Here is a 26,249-nt window from a genome sequence, read left to right on the forward strand (position 1 = left end):
GACTAACGCCCAATTTTAGGTAAAGAGAAGCCCAAGTTTGCTAGAGATAGACGCCGTCACTTGTACCAAACAAGATAGATGCTTGTTTGACTCATTAAGTTTTACTCTCCATGCGGGGCAGATCATGCAAATTGAAGGCCCAAATGGTGCCGGAAAAACCTCTTTGTTGAGGATCATTGCTGGGTTCGCCAGAGCGGATGAAGGGCAGATCCGCTACAACAGCACTGATATCCGCGATGATTATGATTCATTCGCTGCCGATTTATTATTTATTGGTCATAAGACAGGTGTCAATCAACAACTTAGTGCCTACGAAAATGTTCAACATTGGCTTATGGTTCACGGCGCTCAGGCAGATGAAGAAGAAGTCTATACACTGCTTGCTAAGCTCGGCTTAATCGGACTTGAAGATGTACCTGTGCGGACATTGTCGGCAGGCCAACAGCGCCGTGTTGCGTTAGTACGTTTGTGGCTGAATCAGGCCAAGCTTTGGGTGTTAGATGAACCATTTACTGCGCTGGATAAAAAAGGGGTCGCCATGTTGCAAACCCAGTTCCAGTCTCATCTCGACAAGGGGGGCGCCATTTTATTGACGACCCACCAAGATCTCACCGCACATTTTGCACAGTTACAAACCTTGGCGTTGGAGTACCGTTTGTAATGCAGACTCAACATTCTTATTGGTTAGCTTTTAAATCGGTTTATGCCAAAGATGTGACCTTGGCCTTTAGACAACGCGCTGAGATAGTCAATCCTTTGTTGTTTTTCCTTATCGTGATCACCTTATTTCCGTTAGCAATTGGGCCTGAACCTGCGCTGCTTACCAGAGTGGCTCCGGGTATTATTTGGGTAGCGGCGCTTTTATCGACTATGTTAGGTCTAGATAAATTATTTAGGGACGATTACAACGACGGCTCATTAGAGCAATTGATTGCTTCACCTTATCCATTATCGCTATCAGTATTAGCAAAAGTAGCAGCGCATTGGACAGTCAGTGGTTTGCCTATGGTGGTGCTTGCGCCGTTGTTCGCGCTGTTAATGAATCTCGAATCGCAGTCTCTCAATGCGACTGTACTGACCTTACTGATAGGTACACCGTTATTAAGTTTTATTGGGGCCATTGGCGCAGGACTCACCGTTGCATTGCAAAAGGGTGGCATTTTAATGAGTTTACTCGTCCTTCCGCTTTATATCCCCGTATTGATTTTTGCAACGTCCGCCATAGATACCAGTAGCATGTCTTTAGCGTATGGTGGTCAGCTTGCAATCCTTGGTGCGATGCTTGCCGTCGCAATTGTTGCCGCACCAATTGCCATATCGTCAGCTTTAAGAGTGAGTGTAAGTTAAAATGTGGAAGTGGTTACATCCTTATGCCAAAGCGGAGCGTGCTTACCAACTGTGTAACACCTTGCTTCCTTACTTTGCCGTGATTGCGGTAGTGGGCTTAATTGTTGGATGGGTTTGGGGGTTAGCCTATGCGCCAGCCGACTACCAACAAAAAGACAGCTATCGTATTATCTTTATTCATGTGCCGTCGGCTATCTGGTCAATGGGTGCATACTCGTCTATGGCTATTGCGGCTATTGTTGCCTTGGTATGGCAAATTCGTAATGCTGAACTGGCGGTTATAGCCATTGCACCTATTGGTGCGGCAATGACTGCGATTGCGTTAATCACTGGTGCTGCTTGGGGTAAACCTATGTGGGGCGCTTGGTGGGTCTGGGATGCAAGATTGACATCAGAGCTTATCCTATTGTTTTTGTACTTCGGTGTTTTGTCTCTATATCATGCCTTTGAAGATAAAAAATCAGGTGGTCGAGCTGCCTGTATTCTTGCCATTGTCGGGGTCGTTAATCTGCCTATTATTCATTTCTCGGTAGAGTGGTGGAATACGCTGCATCAGGGATCAACTATCACCAAATTTGATACTTCAGCGATTGATCCTTCCATGTTGTGGCCTTTGTTGATCAACATAGTGGCGTTTGCTGGTGTGCTTGGCGTGGTTACGCTAATTCGTTTGAAAAATGAAATTTTACGAAGCGAACAACACCGTCCTTGGGTCCGCGAATTAGTGAATAGGGGTTAATCATGCAGTTTGAATCCTTCAGTGAATTTTTAGCCATGGGTGGCTATGGCTTTTATGTTTGGCTCTCATTCGGCTCATGTGCATTAATACTGGCTGGTATGTTAGTCGGCTCTATCTTGGATGGTAAGAAGCTAAAGCAAGCAGTTAAAGCGCAAATGGCAAGAGAAGCACGGATTAAAAAAGCAAAAGAGGAGTCGCAAGCATGAATCCTAGACGCAAAAAGAGATTATTCACCGTTGCTGCCGTAATCTTTGGTATTGGCGCAGCGGTTGGGCTTACGCTTTATGCACTACAAGAAAATATTAATTTGTTTTACACGCCGAGCGAGCTTGTTGAAGGTAAAGGTGAGTTAAAAGAAATCCCGCAAATTGGCCAGAAGCTGCGTATTGGCGGTATGGTTGTGCCAGGTTCAGTGGTGCGTGATGAAACGTCTTTAGATGTGTCATTTAAACTTATCGACACCGGTCCTATGGTTACTATTCGTTACAAAGGCATCCTTCCTGACCTATTCCGTGAAGGCCAAGGTATTGTAGCGCAAGGGACGTTAGTTGAGTCTAATGTAGTTGAAGCGTTTGAAGTACTTGCCAAGCATGATGAAGAGTATATGCCATCAGAAGTGGCTGAAGCCGTGAAAGGCATTAAACACGAAAAGCCAAAATATAATTTAAACAGCGAGAACTAAAATGGTCCCAGAAATAGGTTACTTCGCCTTAGTTCTGGCGATGGCATTGAGCTTATTACTGTGTATTTTCCCATTGTGGGGTGCTTATACGGGTAATTTGAGGCTGATGAAAGCCGCTCCTTCACTGGCCGTTGGTCAGTGTATTCTAGTTGTTTTCTCATTTATGGTACTGATCTACATCACGTTAATGGATGACTTTACGGTTGCGTATGTGGCGCATCATTCGAGCAGTACTTTACCTTGGTATTATAAAATCACCTCAACATGGGGTGGACACGAAGGCGCAATTTTACTGTGGTTGGTAATGCAATCCATGTGGACCATGCTGGTTGCTGTGATGTCAAAGTCGCTACCGTGGGTATTGCGAGCGCGTGTGTTAGGTGTCCTTGGCTTTTTAGGGGTGGGTTTTATGCTCTATACCCTGTGGATGTCGAGCCCGTTTGAGCGTTTGCTTCCTTACTTCCCTGTTGAAGGGCGTGATTTGAATCCATTATTGCAAGACCCAGGTATGATCATTCACCCGCCGCTCCTTTATATGGGTTATGTTGGCTTATCTGTGTCTTTCTCTTTTGCAATTGCTGCGCTTTTAACCGGTAAACTTGATAATACTTGGGCTAAATGGTCTCGTCCTTGGACAATGGCCGCATGGGGCTTTCTTACTCTAGGCATTACAATTGGTAGTTGGTGGGCGTACTCAGAGCTTGGCTGGGGCGGTTGGTGGTTCTGGGATCCGGTGGAAAACGCTTCACTGATGCCTTGGCTTGTTGCAACCGCTTTATTGCATTCACTCGCAGTAACGGAAAAACGTGGTGTGTTTAAGTCTTGGACAGTACTACTTGCTATCACCGCGTTTAGTTTATGTTTACTGGGTACTTTTATCGTTCGCTCAGGCATTATCGTATCGGTGCATGCGTTTGCAACCGATCCTGACCGTGGTTTATATATCCTGTCATTCTTAGCTGTGGTTGTGGGTGGCAGCTTAGCGCTTTACGCACTGCGCGTAGCTCAAGTATATAGCGAAGGGCGTTATCAATTCATTTCGCGTGAAGTGGCGCTGTGGATCAACAATATCTTCTTAGTGGTTGCGACCTTGATTGTATTATTGGGCACGCTATTGCCTATGATCCACAAAGAGTTGGGCTTAGGCTCTATTTCTATTGGCGTACCTTTCTTTAACCAAATGTTTGCGATATTAATCGTGCCGTTCGCGATTTTGCTGGGTTTAGCCCCTATGCTGCGCTGGAAACAAAATAAAATGCCGCCACTAGTGAAAAAATGGGCTGTATTGATTGCGGTGAGTTTAGTGCTCACCGCGACGTGGTTGTACTCGAGCTACGAAGTGGTGGCACCACTAACGTTTGTTGCGACAGCGCTGGCTGTGTGGATAAGTGTGGCTACTGCTGCTGACTTATTTAATAAAGTGACTGTTCACCCAAGTGTTGCGATCGGCTTTAAAAAGCTAGGATTGAGCTATTGGGCAATGGTACTTGGGCACATTGGTATTGCCTTTGTTATCGCGTCGGTGACGCTAACTTCAGCATACTCAGTTGAGCGCTCCGTGAGCATGAAACCCGGTGAAACGGCGATGCTAAACGAGTACGAATATCGCTTTGATGGCGTAAAAGAAATTCGAGGCCCGAACTACGGTGGTCATGCTGGCGTAGTGACGGTATTCAAAAATGGTAAAAAAGTAACCGAGCTGCATGCAGAAAAACGCCGTTATGATGTAGGGATGCAGTTTATGACCGAAGCCGCTATTGATGATGGTTTCTTCCGTGATTTATATTTAGCACTCGGCGAGCCGCTTTCTGCAGGCGCGTGGTCGCTTAGGATCTATCACAAACCATACGTACGCTGGATGTGGCTAGGTGGGCTACTTATCTCTTTTGCCGGCTTCATTGTGCTTGCGGATAAACGCTACCGCAACCGCGTTAAAAAATCATCCCAAGTGGAGGCTTAACATGAACCGCAAGTTATTAGGTTTAGTGCCTTTTTTGATATTTATTTTCCTTTGTGTGTTTTTGTACCAAGGACTATTTGGTAATCCAAGAGAACTTCAGACAGGCCGTTTAGGACACACTATGCCTGAGTTTTCTTTACCCGATCTAATGGATAGTGATAAAACTTGGACCGCCGACTCGCTTAGGGGTGAAGTCTACTTGATGAACGTATGGGGCACTTGGTGCCCAACGTGTATCGCTGAGCTAGGTTATTTAACTGAGCTTAGAGAGCGTGGCGTGAAAATAATAGGCCTGTATTACGAGCAGGCTTATGACCCTGATTTTGGCGACCAGTTTGATATCAATGCACTAAGACAAGATGTCAATAACATGCTGAGTCGTGCTGGTAACCCATACCAATTTAACATTCTTGATTTGGAGCGTACACTAGCACTGGATCTAGGAGTTTCAGGCGCGCCAGAGACTTTTTTGGTAGATAAGCAAGGTAAGATTTTGTTGCATCATACTGGCGACATCAATGAACGCGTGTGGCGCACTAAGTTTGCGGCAATCTATCAGGAGTTAACGCAATGAAATATGTAATTGTTTTGCTTTTAATGATGATTACTGCAGCGGCGCAAGCAACGGAAGATAAGTATAACTTTGCCACGGCGGAACGTGAGCAAACTTTCCGAGAGCTGACTCATGAGCTACGTTGCCCTAAATGCCAGAACCAAAACATTGCAGATTCAGATGCCGTCGTTGCCAAAGACCTGCGTGACAAAGTCATCGCATTGGTTAATGAAGGTCAGTCTAAGCAAGAGGTCATTGATTATATGATCGACCGCTATGGCTATTTCGTTCATTATCAACCACCTGTTACGCCTGCAACAATCGTACTTTGGGTGCTGCCAGTGGCAATCATTATTTTAGGTTTCGGCTTTATTATATTTCGTCAAAAACGCGCTGCGAAAAAACAAGATTGGAATGCCGCAGACGAACAAAAGCTAGCTGAGCTCATTAATCAATATCAACGTCAGGAGCGTGAGCAGTGAGCGAATTCTCGACAGATTTAACTCAAATGTGGTTTTTGTTTCTTCTGCTAGGCATATTTGCCGGTCTGTTTGTGGTTTTTCCGTTTATTAAAAAGGAAAAGCGCGTCACGGTTGATCACGATGCGAACGCCGAGCGTATCGATATTTTTCATCAGCGTTTGGAAGAGTTAAAAGAAGAGCTTGCTAATCAGCGTATCGAAAAAGACAGTTATAATGAATCTGTGGTTGAACTCAAGCGTCGCTTATTGAACGAGTTATCGCCTGAACAATCATTGACGAGTCGTGGTGACAACCGTGTATTAGCGCTGACAGGTATTGCTTTTATGGTGCTGGTGACAGGTGTCTTTTATTACTATACGGGTAGCCACAGGCAAATAGCTAGCTGGCATGAAGCCGTTGAAAAGTTACCTGAGTATGGTGAGCGTGCAGTAATGCAATCTGGAGAGCCGCTAAATGCCAACGAGCTACAAGCATTTGCGCTGGGACTAAGAACTAAACTAGCAACCGCTGGCGACGATGCAGTTGCATGGATGTTACTTGGTCGTGTTGCAATGTCACTTAGTGACTTTGAGATGGCGATGCAGGCATTTGATAAAGCACTCGTGATGCAACCTAATAACAATAATGTTTTGGTGAATTATAGCCAAGCATTATTGATAGAGGGCTCAGAGCCAAGTATGAATCGCGCGGCCAGAATGTTGTCAAAAGTGCTCAAGAATGATCCAACGAATATTGATGCGATTAGCTTGCTGGCGTTAATTGCCTATGAACGTCAAGATTGGAAAGAGTCAAAAGCCGCTTTTGAAGTCTTGTTGTCACAATTAACCAAAGATGATCCGCGTTATGAGATGATCGCAGGGCGGATTGCTGAAATCGAGCAAAAGTTGGGTCAACAAACAGATGAACCAGTAGCTGTAAAAGCTGGTATTGTCGCTACTGTAACCATTTCAGCTGAGTTACAGAACAAGATTCCAAAGGACAGCACGTTGTTCGTTTTTGCAAAAGCGGCTGAAGGCCCAGCCATGCCATTGGCGGTCGCCAAAATTACAAACTTTAACTTGCCAATGACGGTAAACCTAGATGATAGTATGGCAATGATGCCTGAATTAACCTTGTCGAAATTTTCTCAAGTTACGGTCACCGCACGTATTTCTAATGATGGTTCAGTAATGCCTTCAGATGGAGAACTAGAGGGTGCTTCAAGCGTAATTGAACTTCAACAAGGCGAAAATCAGCTCACTGTCGAGATTAGTCGTGTCTTAACAAATACAGGGAAATAAATGCTTAAAGCTGTGCTCACAGGTTTACTTGTGCTGACCGTTGTCGGTTGTGCGCAAGTACCCGAAGAGAAAAAGGATCCACGAGATCCATTTCAATCACTTAACCGTCCACTTTATGACTTCAATATGGATGTGTTGGACGCCTATATCTTACGGCCTGTTGCTAAAGGATATGTTGCGGTGACTCCCGCTCCTGTGCGCAGTAGTGTGGTTAATTTCACCACCAACATCGCCGCGCCGACCGATGCAGTAAACGCGGCATTGCAGGGCAAGCCTGATCATATGGCAATCAATGTTGCTCGCTTTTTAGTTAATTCTACGGTCGGTATTTTTGGCTTGTTTGATGTTGCGAAAACACTTGGCCTTGAGCTTAAAGACGAAGATTTTGGCCAAACCCTTGGGGTGTGGGGCGTTGGTGATGGTGCGTATATTATGATCCCAGGTATGGGACCGACGACCGCGAGAAACTTAACGGGTGATGTAGTCGATAACTTTGTCTTGCCAGAAATTGCACTCACCACGCCACAAACAGTATTAGTGTTTGCGCTGCGTGCGGTTGAGGCAAGAGCGGCTTTGATGTCACAAGAAAAGCTGCTAAATGAGTCGCTTGATCCATACACTTTCTTAAAGGATGTATACTATCAACGTCAATTGTACGAGCTATTTGATGGCAACCCGCCAATGGAAGAAGAGCCGGATGATTTTGACGAGAACTTTTTAGAGAACCTGTAAAAATAAAGGTCGGCAATCGCCGACCTTTTCGTTATCTTTGCGAAAACTTAAAAGCGCCAGTTGAGATTTGCCCAAAGCGTCCTTCCCGGCTCATTGACTCGATCAATTTGGTCAAAGCCACTTACTGCGGCGCCTGAACGACTTAAATGCTCGGCATAGGTTTTATCGAGCACATTATCTACTCCTGCACTGAGTTGTAATGCATCGCTATATTGATAATTGGTGTTGAGTGCAAGTGTACCAAATCCAGTCGTTGCAGCGATATCCTGACCTGCAATATTCCCTTGTCCAATCGCCACTCTATGCTGGTGTTGTACTAATCTTACCAATCCGCCTAGTTGCCACTTATCGCTTAATTGGTAATTGCTTGCAATACGCAGTTGCAAAGGTGGTTGCTGAGCTAATGCGAGATTGTCAGTAAGGTTATTACCCTTTACATAGTTGATACTTCCGGTGAGTTGTAGCGCTTTGCTCGCTTGCCACATTACTTCACCCTCAAAACCGAAGGTTTCCGCGTCAATATTTCTGGTCACTTTTGACGTCATATTCATCTTTTCAAACATATTGTCGACTAATAAATAGTCGTCAATTTGGTTATAGAACACCGAGAAATTGACGTTAATGGCCTTGAACTGTTTTACCAATCCAGCATCTAATTGCAAGGTCTTTTCAGTATCGACATTAAAGGCAGAAATAGACGTTTCACTTCCTCGACTACCACCGACAACTTCCCAGTAATCGGGAAAACGCTCTGTAACGCCGAAACCGACAAAATAGCTGCTGTTTTCAGACTGTGCTTGATAACGGCTAAATCCGCTGAATAACGTATCGTCTCTTGTTTGTAGGGCGGTTGGGTTTGGTTTCATTGACATCATTGCGTTTATCATGGTGCGATGATCTTCACTCTGCCAATCATCAATGCGTAATCCGCTAACCCATTGGCTGGAGCGACCCAATTGATATTCGAACTCGGCAAATACACCGAGCTGTCTAAATTCAGCATCTATTTGGCGCGGCATCGTTTCTACCGGATTGTTGAATTGATCTCGGCTGACTCGATTGCGGTGCTCATTTGCTTGATAATCGACACCGTAGACAAAAGTATGTTGGGCATTGATTTCTGAAGTCAACGTAAGCTTTGCGCCATAAGTTTTACGGTCAGGATTGGAGGAGGTTGGTGTTTTCATCATCATGTTAGCAACAAAAGGACGTAAGCTATGATTGTCCATGATGTGGTCGACGTAGTTATAGTATGCGTTGAATGTTAACTCTTCAATCAGAGATGAAAGGGAGGATAATTTGATATTCAGGCCAATATTTTCTCGGTCGAAGAGGCTACCATCCATCATGCGGTCGGCATAGGCAACTTCACCATCGCTCACCCCGTAAGTGATAGAGTAAAAGGCGTCATCGCTTGGGGTATAGGCAAACTCTGTGTCTATATTCCAGCGCTCGTAAGCCGAGTGAACTTTGGTACCATTGCCATCTTCATAATCATCAGCATCGCTGTAATTTGCAGCGATCCGAGCGTATCCGCGTTCATTACCAGCCTTGATATCACTGTTAACACTGTGGCGGCCTTGGCTCGACAGCACCGCATTGGTAAAGCCAATCACTTCTGACTTAGCTAGGCGTTCATTTTCACGCTCAAATACCACAGTGGCAGCACTGTTGCCTGGCCCATACAACACAGTTTGTGGGCCTTTGATGACTTTTAAGGTGTCGTAGGATTGTGGCGTAATATATGCCGTTGGCGGATCCATGCGGCTACCGCAACCACCCAGCGTTTGACCATTATTGGCGATAATCGCAATTCTAGAGCCTGCCATACCGCGAAACACAGGGTCAGCGCTTGCGCCGCCTTTTTTAATTAGTGAGAACCCGGCGATTGAAGAGAGTAAATCCGCGCCATCTTGTGCTGGTAGTGGTTGGCGTACTGCTTTGGTATCCGTTGTTAGCGTAATTGGTGTTTGCATCGGTGCAATAACAACGATTTTTTCAATTTCATCGGCATGAGTTATGGGGGATAAGGAAACAATAGCAAGAGAGAGTAGGGTGCGTTTCATAAGTTCACTTTGAAGTTGTTTTGGTGAACTTATTTTATCGCTATCAGGTGCTTAGCGGGATGCGACAGATTGTCGCATCCTTTGATAGGTTACTCTATCGCTTTTATTTGAGTGTCACTCCAAACTTGCGACTTTTGATATAGCTCTGCGATATTTTGGCTGGTTACGCCAAGAGATTTTGATATGGTTTCAACACTATCCCAATCACCTTTTTCCAGAGATTCTGCAAGGTCTAGATAGATACCAAAAGCACTCGGTTTCTTCAGTAAAGTTGATTTAATTTCTTGAGATAAGGGTAACTTCGTCAATAAACTGGCCATATCGTCATCAAGAATGGCGTCCATCAGTGACATCATACCAACCAAAAATGTACTCCCAGTATCGGAGACTTTGTTGGCCTTAGTTGCTATTGCTTCCATAAAGTGTGCACGCAATAATGAGAGTGAAAGCAGTTCTTTGGGCTTTTCTGTATTAAGCTGTGAAGCAAACAATAATGAGATCAGACGCTTAAGCTCATCACTACCGAGTACAACCAAGGCTTGTTTAATCGTCGATATCTCTGCTCGGCGTTTAAATACGGCACTATTTGCATAACGAAGAAGTTTGTAGCTTAGGTTTACATCACGCTCGAAGACCTGAGTGATCCTAGCAAGGTCGGGCTCAACGCTTGAAGTCTCATAAAGCAATTCAGCCATGGCTAATTCCGAGGGGGCTAGTGCTTTGGTTTTGACCATCTCGGGTTTGGCAAAAAAGAAGCCTTGAAAATATTTGAATCCAAGCGACTTGGCGAGTTCAAACTGCTCGTAGGTTTCTACTTTTTCTGCCACTAAATCAATGTTAGGAAAATCCTGTATCGCGCCTTTAATGGCATGAATTTGGTCAAGGTTAGTCGCCAAAAAGTCGACTTTTATTTGGTCGATATAAGGAAAAAAATGGCGCCACACATTTTGGTGATGGTAATCGTCAAGCGCTAGTGTATAACCTTGCTCTTTTAGCTCTTTGACACAGGCTAAGAGCCGTTTGCCCGGTTGTACTGTTTCTAATATTTCTACAACAACTTGCTCGGGGGCGAGCATTTGTACATAACCTTTAGCAAGTGTTTCTAGGGTGAAGTTAATGTAGGCTGGCTGTTGATTGGTTAAATCATCTAGGCCAAAGGTAAACTGGCTGCCCTCAACTAACCGGCTTGTCGCTTCATCGCCGTCAATTTCGGGAAATACGTTACTTAATCCATCACGAAATAAAAGTTCGTAGCCAATCAATTCCCTTTGGACATCAAAAATTGGCTGACGAGCCGCGTAAAAGTACATAGATACTACCGTCCAAACAAAATGCTATTGGCTTTAATATAAGGTAAAAGCGCAGTCAGGTCACGCTGGGAAATTGAGTTTACAGAATATGGGTAAATACAGAGCATAGGGTGAATGATAATTAACCAGTTGAATTAGGTACAAATAAAATACTATTTTGGTCAATAGTCTCAGGTGGTTGGGTGTATGGTTTGTGCGTGTTATAGTGAGGTCTTTATGTTTTTGGCTTTTATTCAAAGTGAGTTAGAAATCGAATAATTAAGTGATAGAAAAAGCTCACATTTGGAGAAGAGCCCAACTAACAATTTAGGAGGCTAATTTGGAGATTGGTACGATAATCTCTCTCGCACTGTATTTTATTGCGATGCTGGGAATTGGGTTATATGCATATAAAAAGTCGACCAGTGATGTGTCTGGCTACATGTTGGGTGGCCGTAGTCTGCCACCAAGTGTAGCAGCTCTTTCAGCAGGTGCATCCGACATGAGTGGTTGGATCTTGATGGGTCTACCTGGCGCAATGTTCCTCTATGGTTTTAGCAGTACATGGATTGCAATTGGCCTTGTGATTGGTGCTTGGCTCAACTATTTATTGGTCGCTCCGCGCCTGCGTGTTTACACAGAGTATGCAAATGATGCGATCACCATTCCTGACTATTTTGCCAATCGTTTCGAAGATAAAGGAAATGCGTTAAGAATAGTCTCTGCGTTAGTGATCATTGTTTTCTTCACGCTATATACCTCTTCTGGCGTGGTTGCCGGTGGCAAGCTGTTCGAAAGTTCATTTGGCATGAGTTATGAGAGCGGCTTATATATCACAACTAGTGTTGTTGTGCTTTATACTTTATTCGGTGGCTTTTTAGCGGTAAGTCTGACTGACTTTGTCCAAGGCTGTATCATGTTTATCGCTTTGATTTTAGTGCCTGTAGTTACCTTCTCATTACTCGATAATCCACTTTCTCAAACACTGAACGAGTTAAATCCGTCGATGTTAACTTGGGTGGGATCAGCTGGCGCAATAGGCATTATTTCTGCAATGTCTTGGGGTCTTGGATATTTTGGTCAACCCCATATTATCGTGCGCTTTATGTCTGTTCGAAGTGTTAAAGATATGCCAACAGCGCGCCGTATAGGTATGAGCTGGATGATAGTCGCAGCTCTCGGTGCCGTGGGCACTGGTTTGTTTGGTGCTGCTTATGCACATGAGCAGGGGATTGTTGTAGACGATGCTGAGACCATTTTCTTGATTTTATCCCAGTTATTGTTTCACCCATTGATTGCGGGATTCTTACTTGCAGCTATTCTTGCCGCAATTATGAGTACCATTTCTTCGCAGTTATTAGTGAGTTCGAGCTCGTTAACTGAAGACTTTTATAAGATATTCTTGAACAAAAATGCTTCGGATAAAGAACTTGTGCTTGTTGGTCGTATCAGTGTACTAGTTGTAGCGCTTGCTGCCATTTATCTTGCGTACGACAGAGATAGCTCGATTCTAGATCTTGTGAGTAATGCTTGGGCTGGTTTTGGTGCGGCATTTGGCCCGCTAGTATTGATAAGCTTATTCTGGTCTCGTATGAACTTTGCTGGAGCACTCGCCGGCATGGTATCTGGTGCGGTGACTGTGTTGGTATGGATCTACGGTCCGTTTACTTATAATGGCGAGCCGCTTAGTGCGACATTATATGAAATTGTCCCAGGATTTATTGTTGCGACAGTCGCTATCTTTGCTGTTAGCCTACTGACCAAGGAACCAAGTAAAGAGATCACTACCTTATTTAATAAAGTAGAAAACGCGCTTGATTAAAGTCGGTTGAAGCGGACAAAAAACGGAGCATTCAGCTCCGTTTTTTATTTCTCAAATATACGTATATACGGCTTAACGAGTCACTTTAAGCGTGTTCTTTCAAGTGGTTAATCACGACTTCATGGTGGTCTTTGGTTTTAAACTTATTGAACACGTGCTTGATGGTACCGTCTTGACCGACTAAGAAAGATAGGCGATGAATACCGTCATACTCTTTACCCATGAATTTCTTTAAGCCCCACACACCAAACTCATCGGCTACCGTGTGGTCTTCATCCGAAAGTAAGTCAAAGTTAAGCTCTTTTTTGTTTTCAAAGTTCTTTAACTTTTTCACAGCATCTGGACTAATGCCAACGGCTACGGTGTTTAATTCAGCCAGTTCAGTTTTGTGGTCACGCAGATTTTCAGCTTGAACGGTACAGCCTGGGGTCAATGCTTTAGGGTAAAAATAGACTAAAACTTGATGTGACTTTAATAAAGTAGCAAGCTCAACGGTCTCGTCGTTTTGGTTTTGCAGTGAGAATAATGGTGCTTTATCACCGACTTTCAAAGTATTCATAGTAAATCCTTAGCGAATGCGTCTGAATATATAGTCTACGTTTAAGGAGTGTGAAAGATCTTCGAACTGAACTTTAAAGTTATCGATATCCACATCTACAGGAATATTAAACTCGAGCTCGCAGCGCATATGTAGCTCGTCTTCTTGCTCAAAGGTATCTGACTTCAGTGAACAAATATTCACCCCTTGCGCTGCGAAATAGCGTGTTACTTTACTTAACGTACCAGGAGTATCTAACCCTTCATATTCCAAAGTATAACCTGCACTGTATTCGCCTTGTTGATGGCTTGCGGTGCGTTTCATCATCGTTAAAAGGCCAAGCTCCATCCCTTTGGCAGGTAAAGTGTGCTCGACACGACTGATAGACGCCATGTCACCGGCAAGTAGCATGATAAAGGTAAACTCATTGCCCAATATTGCAATTCGACTGTCAATAATATTACAGTTGCAGTCACTCACAAGCTGTGTCAATTCGCCAACAATACCAGATCTGTCTTCTCCAATGGCGGTTAAGACAAGTTGATGGTTTGCATGCATGGTCATTTTGGAACCTCTGATTTCACGTAATGCGCTCAAGGTTAATAATTAACGCGAAATACTACCATATCTGAGTTTTAGCGCTAGCGGGTTGTAATAAAAAATAGAATTGTGCTTGCTGGACATGGTTGCTTGTTTTTCTAATGTATGACAAGTAACATAGGGCAAAATTTTGGCTATGAAATACGTGTTCCCAATATATTTGATGGGACATTCGATGTCATAGCACTAACAATTCAGAGATTGTCAATTTTTGGCAACTTTGTGTGAACCAATTCGGCAATCCTAAATCATAACTTTGATTCGAATAATAATAGGGTTTGCTAAGGAGTAAATGAGTGCAGTATTGGATCCCAAAATCACTGGTTCTTGGAATTGCCGTGAGTCTAAGCGGCTGTAGTATTTTCACAAATGATGCACATCATGAAAGAAATTATCGTGCAAATGCTCCGGTGAAAGCCCCTGAAGGCTTGTCTCAACCTTACCGAGATCCTGAGTTTGCCATGCCAGTTGGTCAATACGAGAACACGGCCGAGCCGGTAAGTTATCGTGCACCGCAGCAAGTATTGACGGTTGCGCAAGGTAGTTGGGTCGAGCAGGGTGAAGACGCCGCAAGGATTTATTTTGATAAAAATGATGGGATAGAGGATTTACCAGCATTTATTTGGCGCGCCGTGGACGGCGTCGTCGCAATGCATAACGCTGGGTTTGAAAGTGATAACAAGGCACAAGGGACAGTGACGACAACTTGGTATTCACTGATCCAACCAAAAGACGGCTGGTTTTGGGAAGAAAGTGTAGAGCCGTCTAAGCAAAAATTTAAATTTACCCTTGAACAGAAAGAGCACCAGCGTACCGCATCAATTCGTGCAGAGTTGATAGATTATCAAGGCGATGACGAGTTAACTGCGCTTCAAAAGAACCACTTAGAGGTACGAGCGCTTAATGAAGTTGTGACCGAATTTGACTATCAATATCGTTTACTACAAGTTGAAATGCGTAAGCGCCAAGGTGTACTGGCACTTGAACTTGGGTTTGACAAGAATGGTGATTCGGCGCTGCTGACTGAAAAAGGTCAAGAAGCGGTACTTGATCGCTTCTCTAACTTCCTAGAAAGAAGTAACTTTACGGTTGTTCGTGTCGATAGGGAAAAGCAGGAAGTTTTGGTTCGTTACGAAGCGCCTGAAAGCAGTGTTTGGGATTCTATTTGGGGTGAAGAAGCGGTTGTATTACCGATTGATAATGGTGATTACACGATAAAGATCGCTCAAGCGCAGGACACGCGTACTTCCATTACCTGGAAGGATAGCGAGGGGAATGTACTTGATGCAAACACCATGAATAACCTGCATCAAGCCTTGATCACTTTGCTAAGGCAAAAAGGTCTAACGATTTAATAAATATAATAATTTAAAAACGAAAAGAGCTTCGGCTCTTTTCTTTGTTTTTGTGGAAGTAAAAAATGACAGAGAGCACTATGACACCACGCTCCACTTTACAAACGTGGTTTGCGTTTATCGTACCGTCATTGATTGGTATTTTTTTGTTTATGACGCCAGTAGCGGTCGGGGAGGCAATGACTATCCCGATTGCAGTGATGGCAAAATGGTTGCAAGCGCAACTAGCCCCTTTTATGAAAGACATGATCGTTGCAATAGTATGTATTACTGGGATCATGAGTCTGGTGGTTAAACTCCTAAGACCCCAAGCGCTATTAAAAATAACCATAATAAGACACCTATTCGATGTAAGCTGGATTTGGTTAATAACCCGACTAGTTGGTATGGTGTTTATTGTGCTTACCTTCAATGGTGTTGGTCCAGAAGCGATCCATTCGGAAAATACAGGGGCGTTAGTGCTCAATGATCTTTTGCCCGTGCTATTTTGTGTATTCATTTTAGCCGGACTATTGCTGCCACTCCTGCTTAACTTTGGCTTGCTTGAGATGGTTGGTACGCTTCTGACCAAAGTGATGCGCCCTTTATTCGGGGTGCCAGGACGTAGTGCAGTAAACTGTGTTGCATCTTGGCTTGGTGATGGCAGTGTCGGTATTTTGATGACCGCTCGCCAATACGAAGATAAGCATTACACACAACGAGAAGCGGCAATCATTGGTACTACATTCTCTGCGGTTTCAATCACTTTTTGCTTAGTCGTTATTGGCCAAGTCAAACTTGAACACCTGTTTGCTCCATTTTATCTTACCGTATGCGCAGCTGGCTTTGTTGCCGCGATTATTGTGCCGCGTTTACCACCGCTCAGATTTAAAAAAGATATTTATGTTGATGGTAGTGATCATAATGAAGATTCTGAAGCTGTGCCTAAAGGGAAGGGGTTGTTTAGCCACTCCCTAGATATAGCGCTTACCAAGGCTAAAACGGCTCCTGGGGTGAAAGGAACACTAGAAGAAGGCCTGCACAACGCATTAGATATGGTGTTTGCTGTGTTACCTGTAGTGATGGCTGTAGGTACTTTTGCGTTGATTATTGCTGAGCATACGCCAGTATTTCAATATTTAGGCACACCTTTCGTTCCTTACCTCGAGCTACTCAATGTGGCAGAGGCAGAAAAGGCCGCGCAGACAATAGTTGTCGGCTTTGCGGATATGTTTATTCCGTCAATTCTTGCCGCAGGTTCCATTGAAAGCGATACCACCCGATTTATCGTTGCTGCCATGAGCGTAACTCAGCTTATTTATATGTCAGAAGTTGGCGCGTTGCTGCTTGGCAGCAAAATCCCGGTGAACTTATGGGAGCTATTCCTAATCTTTATCTTGAGAACACTTGTTACTCTGCCTGTCATCGTCTTCATGGCCAAGTGGTTAGTTGGCTAAAACAGGACACTCAGTAACAGAGTATACTGATAACCCACAATATTTACCCGCCTAAATATTGTGGGTCAGTTGACTAACTTCATACAGATATTCATTATTCTATTTCTCCCCATAACCAATTGGTACTAAAAATAAGCTATTAAATTCCCTCCTCGAGCAATCATCGCTAAAGCTATAGCCTAAGGCACGGGGCCTAAATTGGTATAACTTAAGTTTCAGCCAATGCTTGTATTTTTAATAGGCAATTTTATAAAGAATAGTAAGTATACGAGTTTAGGTTAGTTATAAAATAATGGATTTCAAAATACGGAGGTCACTTTTGATCTAGCCATATCTGAGGTTTTAGGGGGTAGCAGAAAATATAGTCATCAGTGTATTAGGCTTTTGAAGCGTAAAAAAGCCCCATTCTAAATGAGGCTTGAGAAAAATTAGTGTTTGACAGGAAAATTATCTAGATGTGTATAAAGTACCTAACACTTCAATTCTAGCTTCAACTACCTTTCCTGATTGCTTCAGTTCAGCAAGTTTACCTAGTAAATCTTGGTTGCTGTTTACACTAACAACAGCAATTCGGCCACCGTCATACGTATTTTCAACAGCAACGCCGTACTCACTTGCTAATTCGCGTGCAGACGCATTGTCTTTCATAAGCAGGTTGATGTTACCAGATACTGGAGCAATCTCACCATTGAATATATTTTTAACTAAAGAGCCTTTAGTAAATAACTGGCTGATAGACGTCGACTTGACTAGCGCTTTTTCACCTTTTTGGCTAATTACAGCACTAGGATCTGCAATGGCTAACGGAACTAATGCATAGTCAGACATAATCTTATAAGCACCAAAATCAGGCTTTTCAAAATTTGCCACTTTGTTTGCTTTCTCCAGTTTAGGAGTCAAGTTGTCTCGAGCCTCTGCTTGAGTTAAGAATAGTGAAGTTGTAATTAATGCCGCGATTTTTAACTTGTTCATAGTATACACTCCAATTACTCAGCAGATTGATGGCCAAAGATACGTACAGCTGCACCCATCAGTTTTGATGGCGTTGAATTGTTTACGTATCCATCGTAGACAATATCACCTGTGCTAGTCGTCGCAAACGACTTGTTTGACACGTCGAACAAGCGAATTGTCCACTCTCCTTTAGCTGACTCACCATAGAAGCTGTTTGATAAAAATACGCCATTTTTTAGGATATAGCCAACCTGGAAGCCAGCACCGCTAAAATCATATGCAGGGCGTATCAGTGCTTGTCTAGATGATAATAAAACGCTTCTCGTACCGCTCGGAGAGATAACTTCAATTGCCAAGTCAGAACCAGCTGTAGACTGTATAACAGCTTCATCATTTTGAATTCCCATACCAAACTCATCGTTAAATACATCCAGTTTGAATTGGATAGCTTCAACGTTGATGTCCTCTGAGACAGTCACTTTGTAAGTGGCACCAACTTCACTGTTATCAGGGATTGCCATCTCTAGAGAATCTTGACCCATTACGGAGCCTTGGCCAATCCAATCTGTAATAACTTCTTCACCAAGTTTAGTTGAGTAAGACTTGGCCATTTTAACTGCTGCACCGGCATCTACACGGCCAAAACCATAAAGGTTATTATGGCTATAGCCAGCTGCGTTTTCTACCCAGCCATCATGCGCGATAAATTCACCAGCGCCTACTGGCACCGTTACTGGCGCATTTTCGGCGTCATTTTTGGTGCTTGTTGACACAATGATATGACGTACATCTCTCCAAGTCAGCTCACTGTTCGCTGATAGGATCAGAGAGATCACGCCTGAAGCGTTTGGTGCTGCAGAAGAGGTTCCATTCATGGTTGAACGGTAATTACAGTTAGGGTTTTCTGGATGTCCAGGGTAATCGAATGGGTATTGGCTTGCAGCGAACTCCTCTCCATAAGCTCCTGTCCAACTGGCGATTGCGCGACCAGTATAACCAGAACTACCACTTAAACATGTCATTGGATCAGTCGTAACCATTGCAGGAGCCCAACGGCCATATTCCCCAGCAGGAGCTGCTGCTAACAGGTTTGCCCCAGCGCTTGAGTAACTAGTATGTTTACCATTTGAGTTAACGGCACCAATAGAGAAATAGTAAGGGTGCCCTTGGCTACTTTCACTGTTGCTATTGTAGCAGGTTAATCCTAAGTCATTTGCACCATTGTCATCACAAAATGAGCCTTCTAAGTCTTCACTTACAAAACTATTACCACTTGATTTTACGTTAGTAGCACCTTTGCCTGAACGAAGCTTCCTGTTTGGATAAGATTCAATTGCTTCATCAAGTTCCGAATAACTAAATTGAACAGGGTAGGTAAGGCCATAGCTGCGGTTGAATACAGAAATAGACTCACTTTCTGTTATCCCAGAGCCAGGAAAGCCATGAACTAAAAGATCTTGCTTCGGTGTCTTGTCACCGCTAGCTAGTAAATTCATTCCGATAAGACCAGTATCAGGCGAAACACCACGGCCGCCTAGGCCGTTCCAGCCTTTAGATGCAATCAGACCTGCAACACTAGTCCCGTGGTCACCATTAGTCGCTGTGCTCGTAGGGTCAGTTTTATCAAGCGCATTGTCAAGTAGGTTAAGAGAGCGGTTTGGCAAAACGTTAGGAGCCAAATCTTCATGTCTAATTTCTAGGCCTGAGTCAACGACAACGGCTGTCACACCTTCGCCCGTTACACCCTGGGCAAATGCTGCTGGTACATTCATATCTTCACCAGCGACTAAGATGTTTGATTCTGCATCCGCAAATTCACTATTCCAGTACTCAATCGCTTGTTCTTCAGTCATAATGCCACGACCGACGTAAAGGTCGACCAAGCCTTTTTTCATCGCATCACTCAGTGCGTAAGCCTTTTGACCCGTATTATTTAGGTGCCATTGCTGGTAAGCAAGAGGGTCAGTTAGTGATGCTGGGATCTCAATACTACCGTTGGCTGACTTTCCTTTTGCAGTAACAGTGTACTTAATAGTTGCCGCTTCGCCAGATATTGGCAAGTAATCAAAAGCGGTTAGACTTTTTAGCGTTAAAATACCATGAGGAAAAGTGTAAACATTATCTACAGGCGAAATCTCTGTCTCACCGTCAAATATTGTAATTGATAGATTGTCACTATCTGCGTCGGAGGCTTGAATTGAGCCCGAAATGGTCTGCCAATGTTTTACATTTTCTAGCTGGGTAACACCAGCCTGAGGTGCATGATCTAGCTCTTGAGCTGAACTATTATTGTTGTTATCGCTTCCACCACAAGCTGATAGTGCTACTACTATCGCTGCGGATAAAGCGGTGTATTTGAATTTATTGTTATTCATATTATTTACCTTTGTACACTTTGCAGTAACGAATGTACTCAAGTAAATTAATGTTAGCAATTATATAATTTTAAGTTTTGTAAATAAAGTGTAATCAAAGGTGTTTTTTTATCATTTAATTCAATTGGTTATCTTCTTTGAAAACAAATGTAAACAGTAACAAGAGATGAAAAAATTAACCAGAAAGGACTCCTTTCCTTTGCCTAGTAGCGTTATTAGCCGTATTCTTTTATAAGTTATTTATATCTTTTTTAACTTGATAACCTTCATCGGTAACAATTTGCTCCAGTGTTGCCACTCTTGCTTTTAATGCAGTAATCTCTGAGTGTAGCTCATCATGCACCTTTGTTCTTTGTGCGTCTATTTTTTTAAATTCCAAGCGGCGTTTATAGATTTCGCTAATTATTCCTCCACCAACACTAATAAGTACAATCAAAAAAACCATTGTAGTGCCTGACATAGCCAATTTACTCCTTTTTGTTGATAAGTAATATCATGACGAATTCATTGTAGTGACGATAAAAAATGGCATCATGATTTACCATCATGATGCCATTAAGTCATCTGTAAAGTGAACTGACAATTGTCAACTAGCACTCAATAATGTTTACCGCCAATCCACCGCGCGCGGTTTCCTTGTATTTAGTTTTCATATCGTTACCGGTATCAAGCATCGTTTTAATCACTTTATCTAGTGATACTTTTTGATCGCCCGTTCCGCGCAAAGCAAGACGAGAAGCATTAATGGCTTTAATAGAACCCATTGCATTGCGCTCAATACACGGAACTTGCACAAGCCCACCGACAGGATCGCAGGTTAGGCCTAGATTATGCTCCATACCAATCTCAGCGGCGTTCTCAACGTGTACTACGTTACCACCCATGATTTCGGTAAGAGCGCCAGCAGCCATTGAACACGCAACACCTACTTCACCTTGGCATCCAACTTCAGCGCCAGATATAGAGGCATTCTTCTTATATAAGATCCCAATCGCCGCTGCGGTAAGTAGATAACGTGTGGCAATCTCTATATCCACTTCTTTGATAAAAGTGTGATAGTACATTAACACCGCTGGAAGAATACCGGCTGCACCATTGGTTGGTGCGGTTACTACGCGGCCGCCCGCTGCATTTTCTTCATTAACTGCAAGTGCAAACAAATCCACCCAATCCATTGCGCGCAGTGGATCTTGGTGCGTTTCTACACTGAGTTTTAAATACAGGCTAGGTGCACGACGACGAACCTTTAAACCGCCCGGTAAAATACCTTCGGTTTTCATACCACGTTCAATACAAGCTTTCATTACTTGCCAGATGTGGAATAGCGTTTCTTTGATTTCAGATTCTTTACGTAGCGTTTTCTCGTTGGCCATCATTAACGAAGACACACTGAGACCAGACTCTTTACACATTTCCAGTAGTTCGGCGGCTGAATTGAATGGGTAAGGTGCCGGGTTTTCTGTTCTGATATCTAGCGCAGCTTGCTTTTCAGCTTCAAAATTCTGATCGGTAACGATAAAGCCACCACCAATCGAATAGTAAATTTGGCTATGAGCAAGCTCTTCGCCTTTATACGCTTTGATTTCCATCGCATTGGAGTGCTTAGGCAGCGTTTTTCGACGGTGAAAAACAATCGCGCCTTGCTTAGGAAATTTTACTTTATGTTGCTTGTCGAGATAGATAACCTGTTCATTTTCTATGGTTTCTAAGATCTCTGGTACTAGATCTGCATCTATGGTCTCAGGATCGTAACCCGCAAGTCCCAAAATAACAGCTTTGCCAGAGCCGTGGCCAATACCTGTTTGGCCTAAAGAACCGAACAGTTCCACTTTCACCGAAGTGATATCATCAACGATGCCTTGTGCCTGAAGGTCTTGTACGAATAACCTAGAAGCACGCATTGGTCCCACTGTATGAGAGGAAGAAGGTCCAATACCGATACTAAACATATCGAATGCACTGATCATAAATTTTACTCACATTGCCTTTAAAACGGACGCCATCATAACGTGTCTACTTAGGGAAGTAACCCATAATCGGCAAAAGTATATGCCAGTTTTGCAGTAAGCATGATAGAAAGGTCTCTAATCTGCAAGGTGGAGGTGGATTTTAAAAAAGGTCTTACCAGTTAAGGGCTAAAATAGGGCGGTGAACTGTTTGACGATTTTTGCCGTTGCGCCCCACAGTAAGCCATGTGGTGTCATAAATCCGTCGAGTGAAACGGGTTTGCCTTTATTGGTAAAATGGAAGGTTCGCCAATTCTTGGCCGTGCTTAATTGGTTTAATGGCACTGTAAAGGTTTGTTGTACTTCGTCGCTTTGATTCACCCAAGTCGCATCTTGTTGTACAGAAGCAACAACGGGGGTGATTTGGTAACCGGTGAGCGTTTGCATAAACGGCAATATGCCCAGTACTTGAGACTCAGAGATTGTCAGACCTATCTCTTCTTCGGTTTCGCGCAGTGCTGTGTTGATGATATTGCTATCTTGTTGTTCGACTTTGCCGCCAGGAAAGCAAATTTGACTCGGGTGGCTCGGCAATTCGCTGCTGCGTTTGCAAAACAACAGGTGGGCTCGAGCGTTTACATCAACAATGGGAATAAGCACCGCACTTTGCTTTAGAGTATGCAGTGAGGTTGGTGTTTGCGCCATGATGGGCGCCAACATAAATTGCGATATTACCTGATCAATCTTCATTTAATACCGGGAGAATTTTATTCACTTTGTGGTAAGTCTCTTCAAATTCCAACTGTACTTGAGAGTCTCTGACTATACCACCACCTGCCCAGCAATGTATCTTATTTTGATGACAAACTAGGGTTCTGATAGTGATAGAGGTATCCATATTACCACAGGCGCTAAGGTAGCCGATTGAGCCGCAATAAACGCTGCGTCTGTGCGGCTCTAGCTCTTCGATGATCTCCATGGCGCGGATCTTAGGTGCACCTGTTATGGAGCCACCGGGGAAGGCGGCTTCGAGTTGATCAACAGCACATTTTCCTTCTGCCAGTTTAGACGTTACCGTGCTTACTAGATGGTGAACCGCAGGAAAACTTTCGATTGCGAAGAGTGATGGAACCGCGACAGAACCTGGCTTGGCCACTTTACCCAAGTCGTTACGTAGTAGGTCTACTATCATGACATTCTCGGCTCGGTCTTTGCTGCTGTTTCTCAGTTTCTCAGCTTGCGCTTTATCGGCGTCAGTATTTGGTAATCTTGGCAAGGTGCCTTTGATCGGCTTAGTTTCTACAATATTGTTTTTAACTTGGATGAAGCGCTCTGGTGACACAGAAACAATAGCACTATTGCCTAAGTTAAAAAATGCTGAGAAAGGCGCTTGGTTGTGGTTTCGAAGCTTTTTATACGCGAGCCACGGAGTTCCTTCAAAGTTAGCACTGAATCGCTGTGCTAGGTTTATTTGATAACAGTCGCCACTTAACAAATAAGATTGAATGCGCTCAAAGTTTTGCTCGTATTGTGCTCTAGTCATGTTTGACTGCCACTGTGACGTCAGCCTAAATGGCTCGAACGCTGAGGTGTCCTCGAGCCGCTGCAAATACATCTCTAGCCTTTGTGTATTAGGTTGCGACACATAAAACCAAGCTTTGTGTACTTTGTCATAAATTAACGCGTCTGGATACAAGCCAACACAGGCGTCGGGTAGCTTAATATCATGTTCCGCACAATGTGGTATGTGTTCAATATAACGGCCGAGATCATAGCCAAAATAACCAAGCCAACCGCCGTTAAAAGGTAAATCATAAGGAGCACTGCAATTACTATACTGGGTAAGCTTATCTTTCATCACAGTGAATATAGATTCACTCTGCAGCTTGCCGTCTAAAAATACATTTCCGTCTTTAGCTTCAAGTAAATTAATTGGTGCAATCGCAATGATATCGTAGCGGCTATTGATGTGATCAGAATCGCTTGAATCTAACAGGATAGCCTGAGATTCGTTTGCAAAGTGTTCAAATAATTCTAGTGCATTGTGCCTAATGTCTAATTTCGTACAGTTTATTCGCTCGTTTATCATTTACTTGACCTGCAAAGCTAGCCCCAAACGGGCGGGGAGGTTATCATAGTTACCTGCTATTCCATAGTTTAAGGTATTGAAATTGACTTTCTGACGCTGAATAACAACAATTGCCAGCGAAAGTTTCAATACCAAAAAATACCGTCGAAAATTGAGGAACCGTCATGAGTACAATCCGTCAGCAAGACTTTATTGATAGCATTGAAGATGCGCTTCAATATATCTCATTTTACCACCCACTTGATTTTGTCCAAGCATTAGAAAAAGCCTACGAAAAAGAAGAAAGTAAGGCCGCGAAAGATGCAATTGCACAGATCTTAATTAACTCACGCATGTCAGCAGAAGGTAAGCGCCCGCTGTGTCAAGACACTGGGATAGTAACCTGCTTTGTTAAAGTCGGTATGGACGTTAAGTGGGATAAAACTGACTTGACGGTACAACAAATGGTAGATGAGGGAACTCGTCGTGCCTATATGAACCCAGATAACCCGCTACGTGCATCAATCGTTGCCGATCCGGCAGGTAGCCGTAAAAACACCAAAGACAATACGCCTTCGGTAGTACACATTGACTTAGTACCTGGTGCTGAAGTTGAAGTGATGATTGCAGCGAAGGGGGGCGGCTCTGAAAACAAAACTAAAATGGTGATGCTAAATCCATCAGATGATGTTGCAGAGTGGGTAGAAAAAACATTACCGACAATGGGGGCTGGTTGGTGTCCTCCGGGCATGCTAGGTATAGGTATCGGTGGTACAGCAGAGAAAGCGGCTGTACTGGCAAAAGAATCCTTAATGGATCCGGTTGATATCCATGAGCTGATGGAACGCGGTGCCGAAACTGCAGAAGAAAAACTGCGTCTAGAAATTTTTGAACGTGCAAATAAGCTAGGCATTGGCGCACAAGGCCTTGGTGGTTTAACAACCGTTGTTGACGTTAAAATCAAAACAGCACCAACACACGCAGCGTCTAAGCCAGTGGTAATGATCCCTAACTGTGCCGCTACACGCCACGTACATTTCACACTAGATGGTTCAGGTCCTGCAGATCTAAAAGCACCAAAGCTCGAAGATTGGCCAGAAGTGACTTGGGAAGTAGGTGAAGATACGCGTCGTGTCAATTTAGATACTTTGATCAAAGCAGATATCCAAGAATGGAAAATGGGTGAAACTGTCCTGCTTTCTGGCAAGATCTTAACTGGTCGAGATGCAGCGCATAAACGTCTGCAAGAAATGATGAATTCTGGTCAAGGCTTGCCAGAAGGTGTCGATTTCACTAATAAGTTCATCTATTACGTGGGTCCTGTGGATGCTGTTGGCGATGAAGTCGTGGGACCTGCAGGTCCTACCACATCTACACGTATGGATAAGTTTACTGATCTAATGTTAGAGAAAACGGGTCTTATCGGCATGATCGGTAAAGCCGAGCGCGGTCCAGCAACTGTCGAGTCAATCAAACAGAATAAAGCCGTATACCTTATGGCTGTAGGTGGCGCAGCGTACTTAGTGGCTAAGGCAATTAAGAAATCTCGTGTTGTGGCGTTTGAAGACTTAGGTATGGAAGCTATTTATGAATTTGAAGTAGAAGACATGCCGGTGACGGTTGCCGTTGATAGCAATGGTGAGAATGCGCATACCCAAGGCCCTGCAATTTGGAAAGCACGAATTGAAGAGTTAGATAGCAAACTTAGTTGATCAGTTTTGCGTTAGTGGAGAGCATATAGGTACTTTCCACTTAAATATTTGTCTTCGGTGTTAAAGTGACGATCCGAAGCATTATTGAGGAGGCTAGCAGCCTCCTTTTTTGTACTGATATGTTTACAATGCTTACTAGCCTTCCGTTTACGTAAACAGTAACTTCAGAAAAGCTCAATAAGTTAAATTAAAATTCCTTTAAGTTTTTTATTTTTGGTTTGTTTTTTCTTTCTTTTCTTTCCTTTTGAATTAAATATTTGTATTTGCTTTGAATTGGGTTTATATCATCTCAATTTGTGGAATGGTGCTAGAG

Annotated in this window: 24 protein-coding genes; 14 read left to right on the top strand and 10 right to left on the bottom strand. The window is 43.5% G+C overall.

The features are described 5' to 3' along the window. Positions 1–37 precede the first annotated feature (37 nt). From ccmA to PNC201_RS06130, 10 genes are read left to right on the top strand one after another with little or no spacing between them, the layout of a single operon-like run. On the top strand, positions 38–661 hold the full coding sequence (ccmA, locus tag PNC201_RS06085; protein ID WP_081489968.1) for a cytochrome c biogenesis heme-transporting ATPase CcmA: 624 nt from the start codon (positions 38–40) through the stop codon (positions 659–661). Continuing rightward, positions 661–1,347, top strand: a complete 687-nt coding sequence (gene ccmB, locus PNC201_RS06090) for a heme exporter protein CcmB (RefSeq protein ID WP_102056495.1) — start codon at positions 661–663, stop codon at positions 1,345–1,347. The genes ccmA and ccmB overlap by 1 nt, the downstream gene beginning before the upstream one ends. 1 nt (position 1,348) lies before the next feature. Further along, complete coding sequence (locus PNC201_RS06095) at positions 1,349–2,086, top strand: heme ABC transporter permease (protein ID WP_010369087.1); 738 nt, start codon at positions 1,349–1,351, stop codon at positions 2,084–2,086. Positions 2,087–2,088: 2 nt separating this feature from the next. Beyond that, a complete protein-coding gene (ccmD, locus tag PNC201_RS06100) occupies positions 2,089–2,292 on the top strand; it encodes a heme exporter protein CcmD (protein ID WP_010606378.1) in 204 nt (67 codons plus the stop codon). Then, the gene (gene ccmE / locus PNC201_RS06105) at positions 2,289–2,768 is read left to right on the top strand and encodes a cytochrome c maturation protein CcmE (RefSeq protein WP_010606379.1); all 480 of its coding nucleotides are present in this window, start codon (positions 2,289–2,291) and stop codon (positions 2,766–2,768) included. The genes ccmD and ccmE overlap by 4 nt, the downstream gene beginning before the upstream one ends. Position 2,769: 1 nt before the next feature. Continuing rightward, a complete protein-coding gene (locus PNC201_RS06110; protein WP_010606380.1) occupies positions 2,770–4,728 on the top strand; it encodes a heme lyase CcmF/NrfE family subunit in 1,959 nt (652 codons plus the stop codon). A 1-nt stretch (position 4,729) separates the two neighbouring features. Then, positions 4,730–5,302 carry a redoxin family protein gene (locus PNC201_RS06115; RefSeq protein ID WP_102056496.1) on the top strand — a complete coding sequence of 191 codons (573 nt, stop codon included), beginning with the start codon at positions 4,730–4,732 and terminating at the stop codon, positions 5,300–5,302. Continuing rightward, a complete protein-coding gene (locus PNC201_RS06120; RefSeq protein ID WP_102056497.1) occupies positions 5,299–5,763 on the top strand; it encodes a cytochrome c-type biogenesis protein in 465 nt (154 codons plus the stop codon). The genes PNC201_RS06115 and PNC201_RS06120 overlap by 4 nt, the downstream gene beginning before the upstream one ends. A 26-nt stretch (positions 5,764–5,789) precedes the next feature. Then, complete coding sequence (gene ccmI, locus PNC201_RS06125; protein WP_211200860.1) at positions 5,790–7,043, top strand: c-type cytochrome biogenesis protein CcmI; 1,254 nt, start codon at positions 5,790–5,792, stop codon at positions 7,041–7,043. Then, positions 7,044–7,775 (top strand): MlaA family lipoprotein, encoded by a 732-nt coding sequence (locus PNC201_RS06130; protein ID WP_102056499.1) that lies wholly within the window; start codon positions 7,044–7,046, stop codon positions 7,773–7,775. It begins immediately after the preceding gene. A 47-nt stretch (positions 7,776–7,822) separates the two neighbouring features. Here PNC201_RS06130 and PNC201_RS06135 read toward each other — a convergent pair whose 3' ends face one another. Together PNC201_RS06135 and PNC201_RS06140 are read right to left on the bottom strand one after the other, a co-directional pair. Beyond that, positions 7,823–9,841: a TonB-dependent copper receptor gene (locus PNC201_RS06135; protein ID WP_102056500.1), complete on the bottom strand. Its 2,019-nt coding sequence runs from the start codon at positions 9,839–9,841 to the stop codon at positions 7,823–7,825. 89 nt (positions 9,842–9,930) lie between these two features. Next, positions 9,931–11,151, bottom strand: a complete 1,221-nt coding sequence (locus tag PNC201_RS06140) for an EAL and HDOD domain-containing protein (protein ID WP_010606386.1) — start codon at positions 11,149–11,151, stop codon at positions 9,931–9,933. A 319-nt stretch (positions 11,152–11,470) separates the two neighbouring features. Between PNC201_RS06140 and putP the strand changes: the two genes are divergently transcribed. Beyond that, entirely contained in the window at positions 11,471–12,952 is a 1,482-nt protein-coding gene (putP, locus tag PNC201_RS06145; protein ID WP_102056501.1) for a sodium/proline symporter PutP, read from the top strand. Between the two features lie 85 nt (positions 12,953–13,037). Here the strand turns inward: putP and bcp are convergent, their stop codons facing one another. Next, positions 13,038–13,511: a thioredoxin-dependent thiol peroxidase gene (gene bcp / locus PNC201_RS06150; protein WP_102056502.1), complete on the bottom strand. Its 474-nt coding sequence runs from the start codon at positions 13,509–13,511 to the stop codon at positions 13,038–13,040. Between the two features lie 9 nt (positions 13,512–13,520). Next, positions 13,521–14,054, bottom strand: a complete 534-nt coding sequence (locus tag PNC201_RS06155) for a glycine cleavage system protein R (protein ID WP_010606389.1) — start codon at positions 14,052–14,054, stop codon at positions 13,521–13,523. Positions 14,055–14,386: 332 nt separating this feature from the next. On the opposite strand from PNC201_RS06155, the gene bamC reads away from it, so the two are divergent. Beyond that, the gene (bamC, locus tag PNC201_RS06160; protein WP_102056503.1) at positions 14,387–15,445 is read left to right on the top strand and encodes an outer membrane protein assembly factor BamC; all 1,059 of its coding nucleotides are present in this window, start codon (positions 14,387–14,389) and stop codon (positions 15,443–15,445) included. A 65-nt stretch (positions 15,446–15,510) separates the two neighbouring features. Beyond that, entirely contained in the window at positions 15,511–16,881 is a 1,371-nt protein-coding gene (locus PNC201_RS06165) for a YjiH family protein (RefSeq protein WP_010606391.1), read from the top strand. Positions 16,882–17,328: 447 nt separating this feature from the next. Here PNC201_RS06165 and PNC201_RS06170 read toward each other — a convergent pair whose 3' ends face one another. From PNC201_RS06170 to pabB, 6 genes are all read right to left on the bottom strand, one after another. Next, positions 17,329–17,853, bottom strand: a complete 525-nt coding sequence (locus PNC201_RS06170; RefSeq protein ID WP_010606392.1) for a hypothetical protein — start codon at positions 17,851–17,853, stop codon at positions 17,329–17,331. Between the two features lie 14 nt (positions 17,854–17,867). Next, complete coding sequence (locus PNC201_RS06175) at positions 17,868–20,210, bottom strand: S8 family serine peptidase (protein ID WP_102056504.1); 2,343 nt, start codon at positions 20,208–20,210, stop codon at positions 17,868–17,870. A 229-nt stretch (positions 20,211–20,439) separates the two neighbouring features. Continuing rightward, positions 20,440–20,670, bottom strand: a complete 231-nt coding sequence (locus PNC201_RS06180) for a hypothetical protein (protein WP_102056505.1) — start codon at positions 20,668–20,670, stop codon at positions 20,440–20,442. A gap of 130 nt (positions 20,671–20,800) precedes the next feature. Continuing rightward, positions 20,801–22,177 (bottom strand): L-serine ammonia-lyase, encoded by a 1,377-nt coding sequence (locus PNC201_RS06185; protein ID WP_010606395.1) that lies wholly within the window; start codon positions 22,175–22,177, stop codon positions 20,801–20,803. 168 nt (positions 22,178–22,345) lie between these two features. Beyond that, on the bottom strand, positions 22,346–22,906 hold the full coding sequence (locus PNC201_RS06190) for a CoA pyrophosphatase (RefSeq protein ID WP_102056506.1): 561 nt from the start codon (positions 22,904–22,906) through the stop codon (positions 22,346–22,348). Continuing rightward, positions 22,896–24,245: an aminodeoxychorismate synthase component I gene (gene pabB / locus PNC201_RS06195; RefSeq protein WP_102056507.1), complete on the bottom strand. Its 1,350-nt coding sequence runs from the start codon at positions 24,243–24,245 to the stop codon at positions 22,896–22,898. Before pabB ends, PNC201_RS06190 begins: the two co-directional genes overlap by 11 nt. Positions 24,246–24,409: 164 nt before the next feature. Here pabB and PNC201_RS06200 point away from each other — a divergent pair, with 164 nt between their 5' ends. Next, positions 24,410–25,936, top strand: coding sequence for a fumarate hydratase (locus tag PNC201_RS06200; RefSeq protein WP_102056508.1), 1,527 nt, complete (start codon positions 24,410–24,412; stop codon positions 25,934–25,936). The last annotated feature ends 313 nt before the right edge of the window (positions 25,937–26,249 follow it).

Origin of the sequence: Pseudoalteromonas sp. NC201 (genome assembly GCF_002850255.1) — a bacterium.
GTDB lineage: Bacteria > Pseudomonadota > Gammaproteobacteria > Enterobacterales > Alteromonadaceae > Pseudoalteromonas.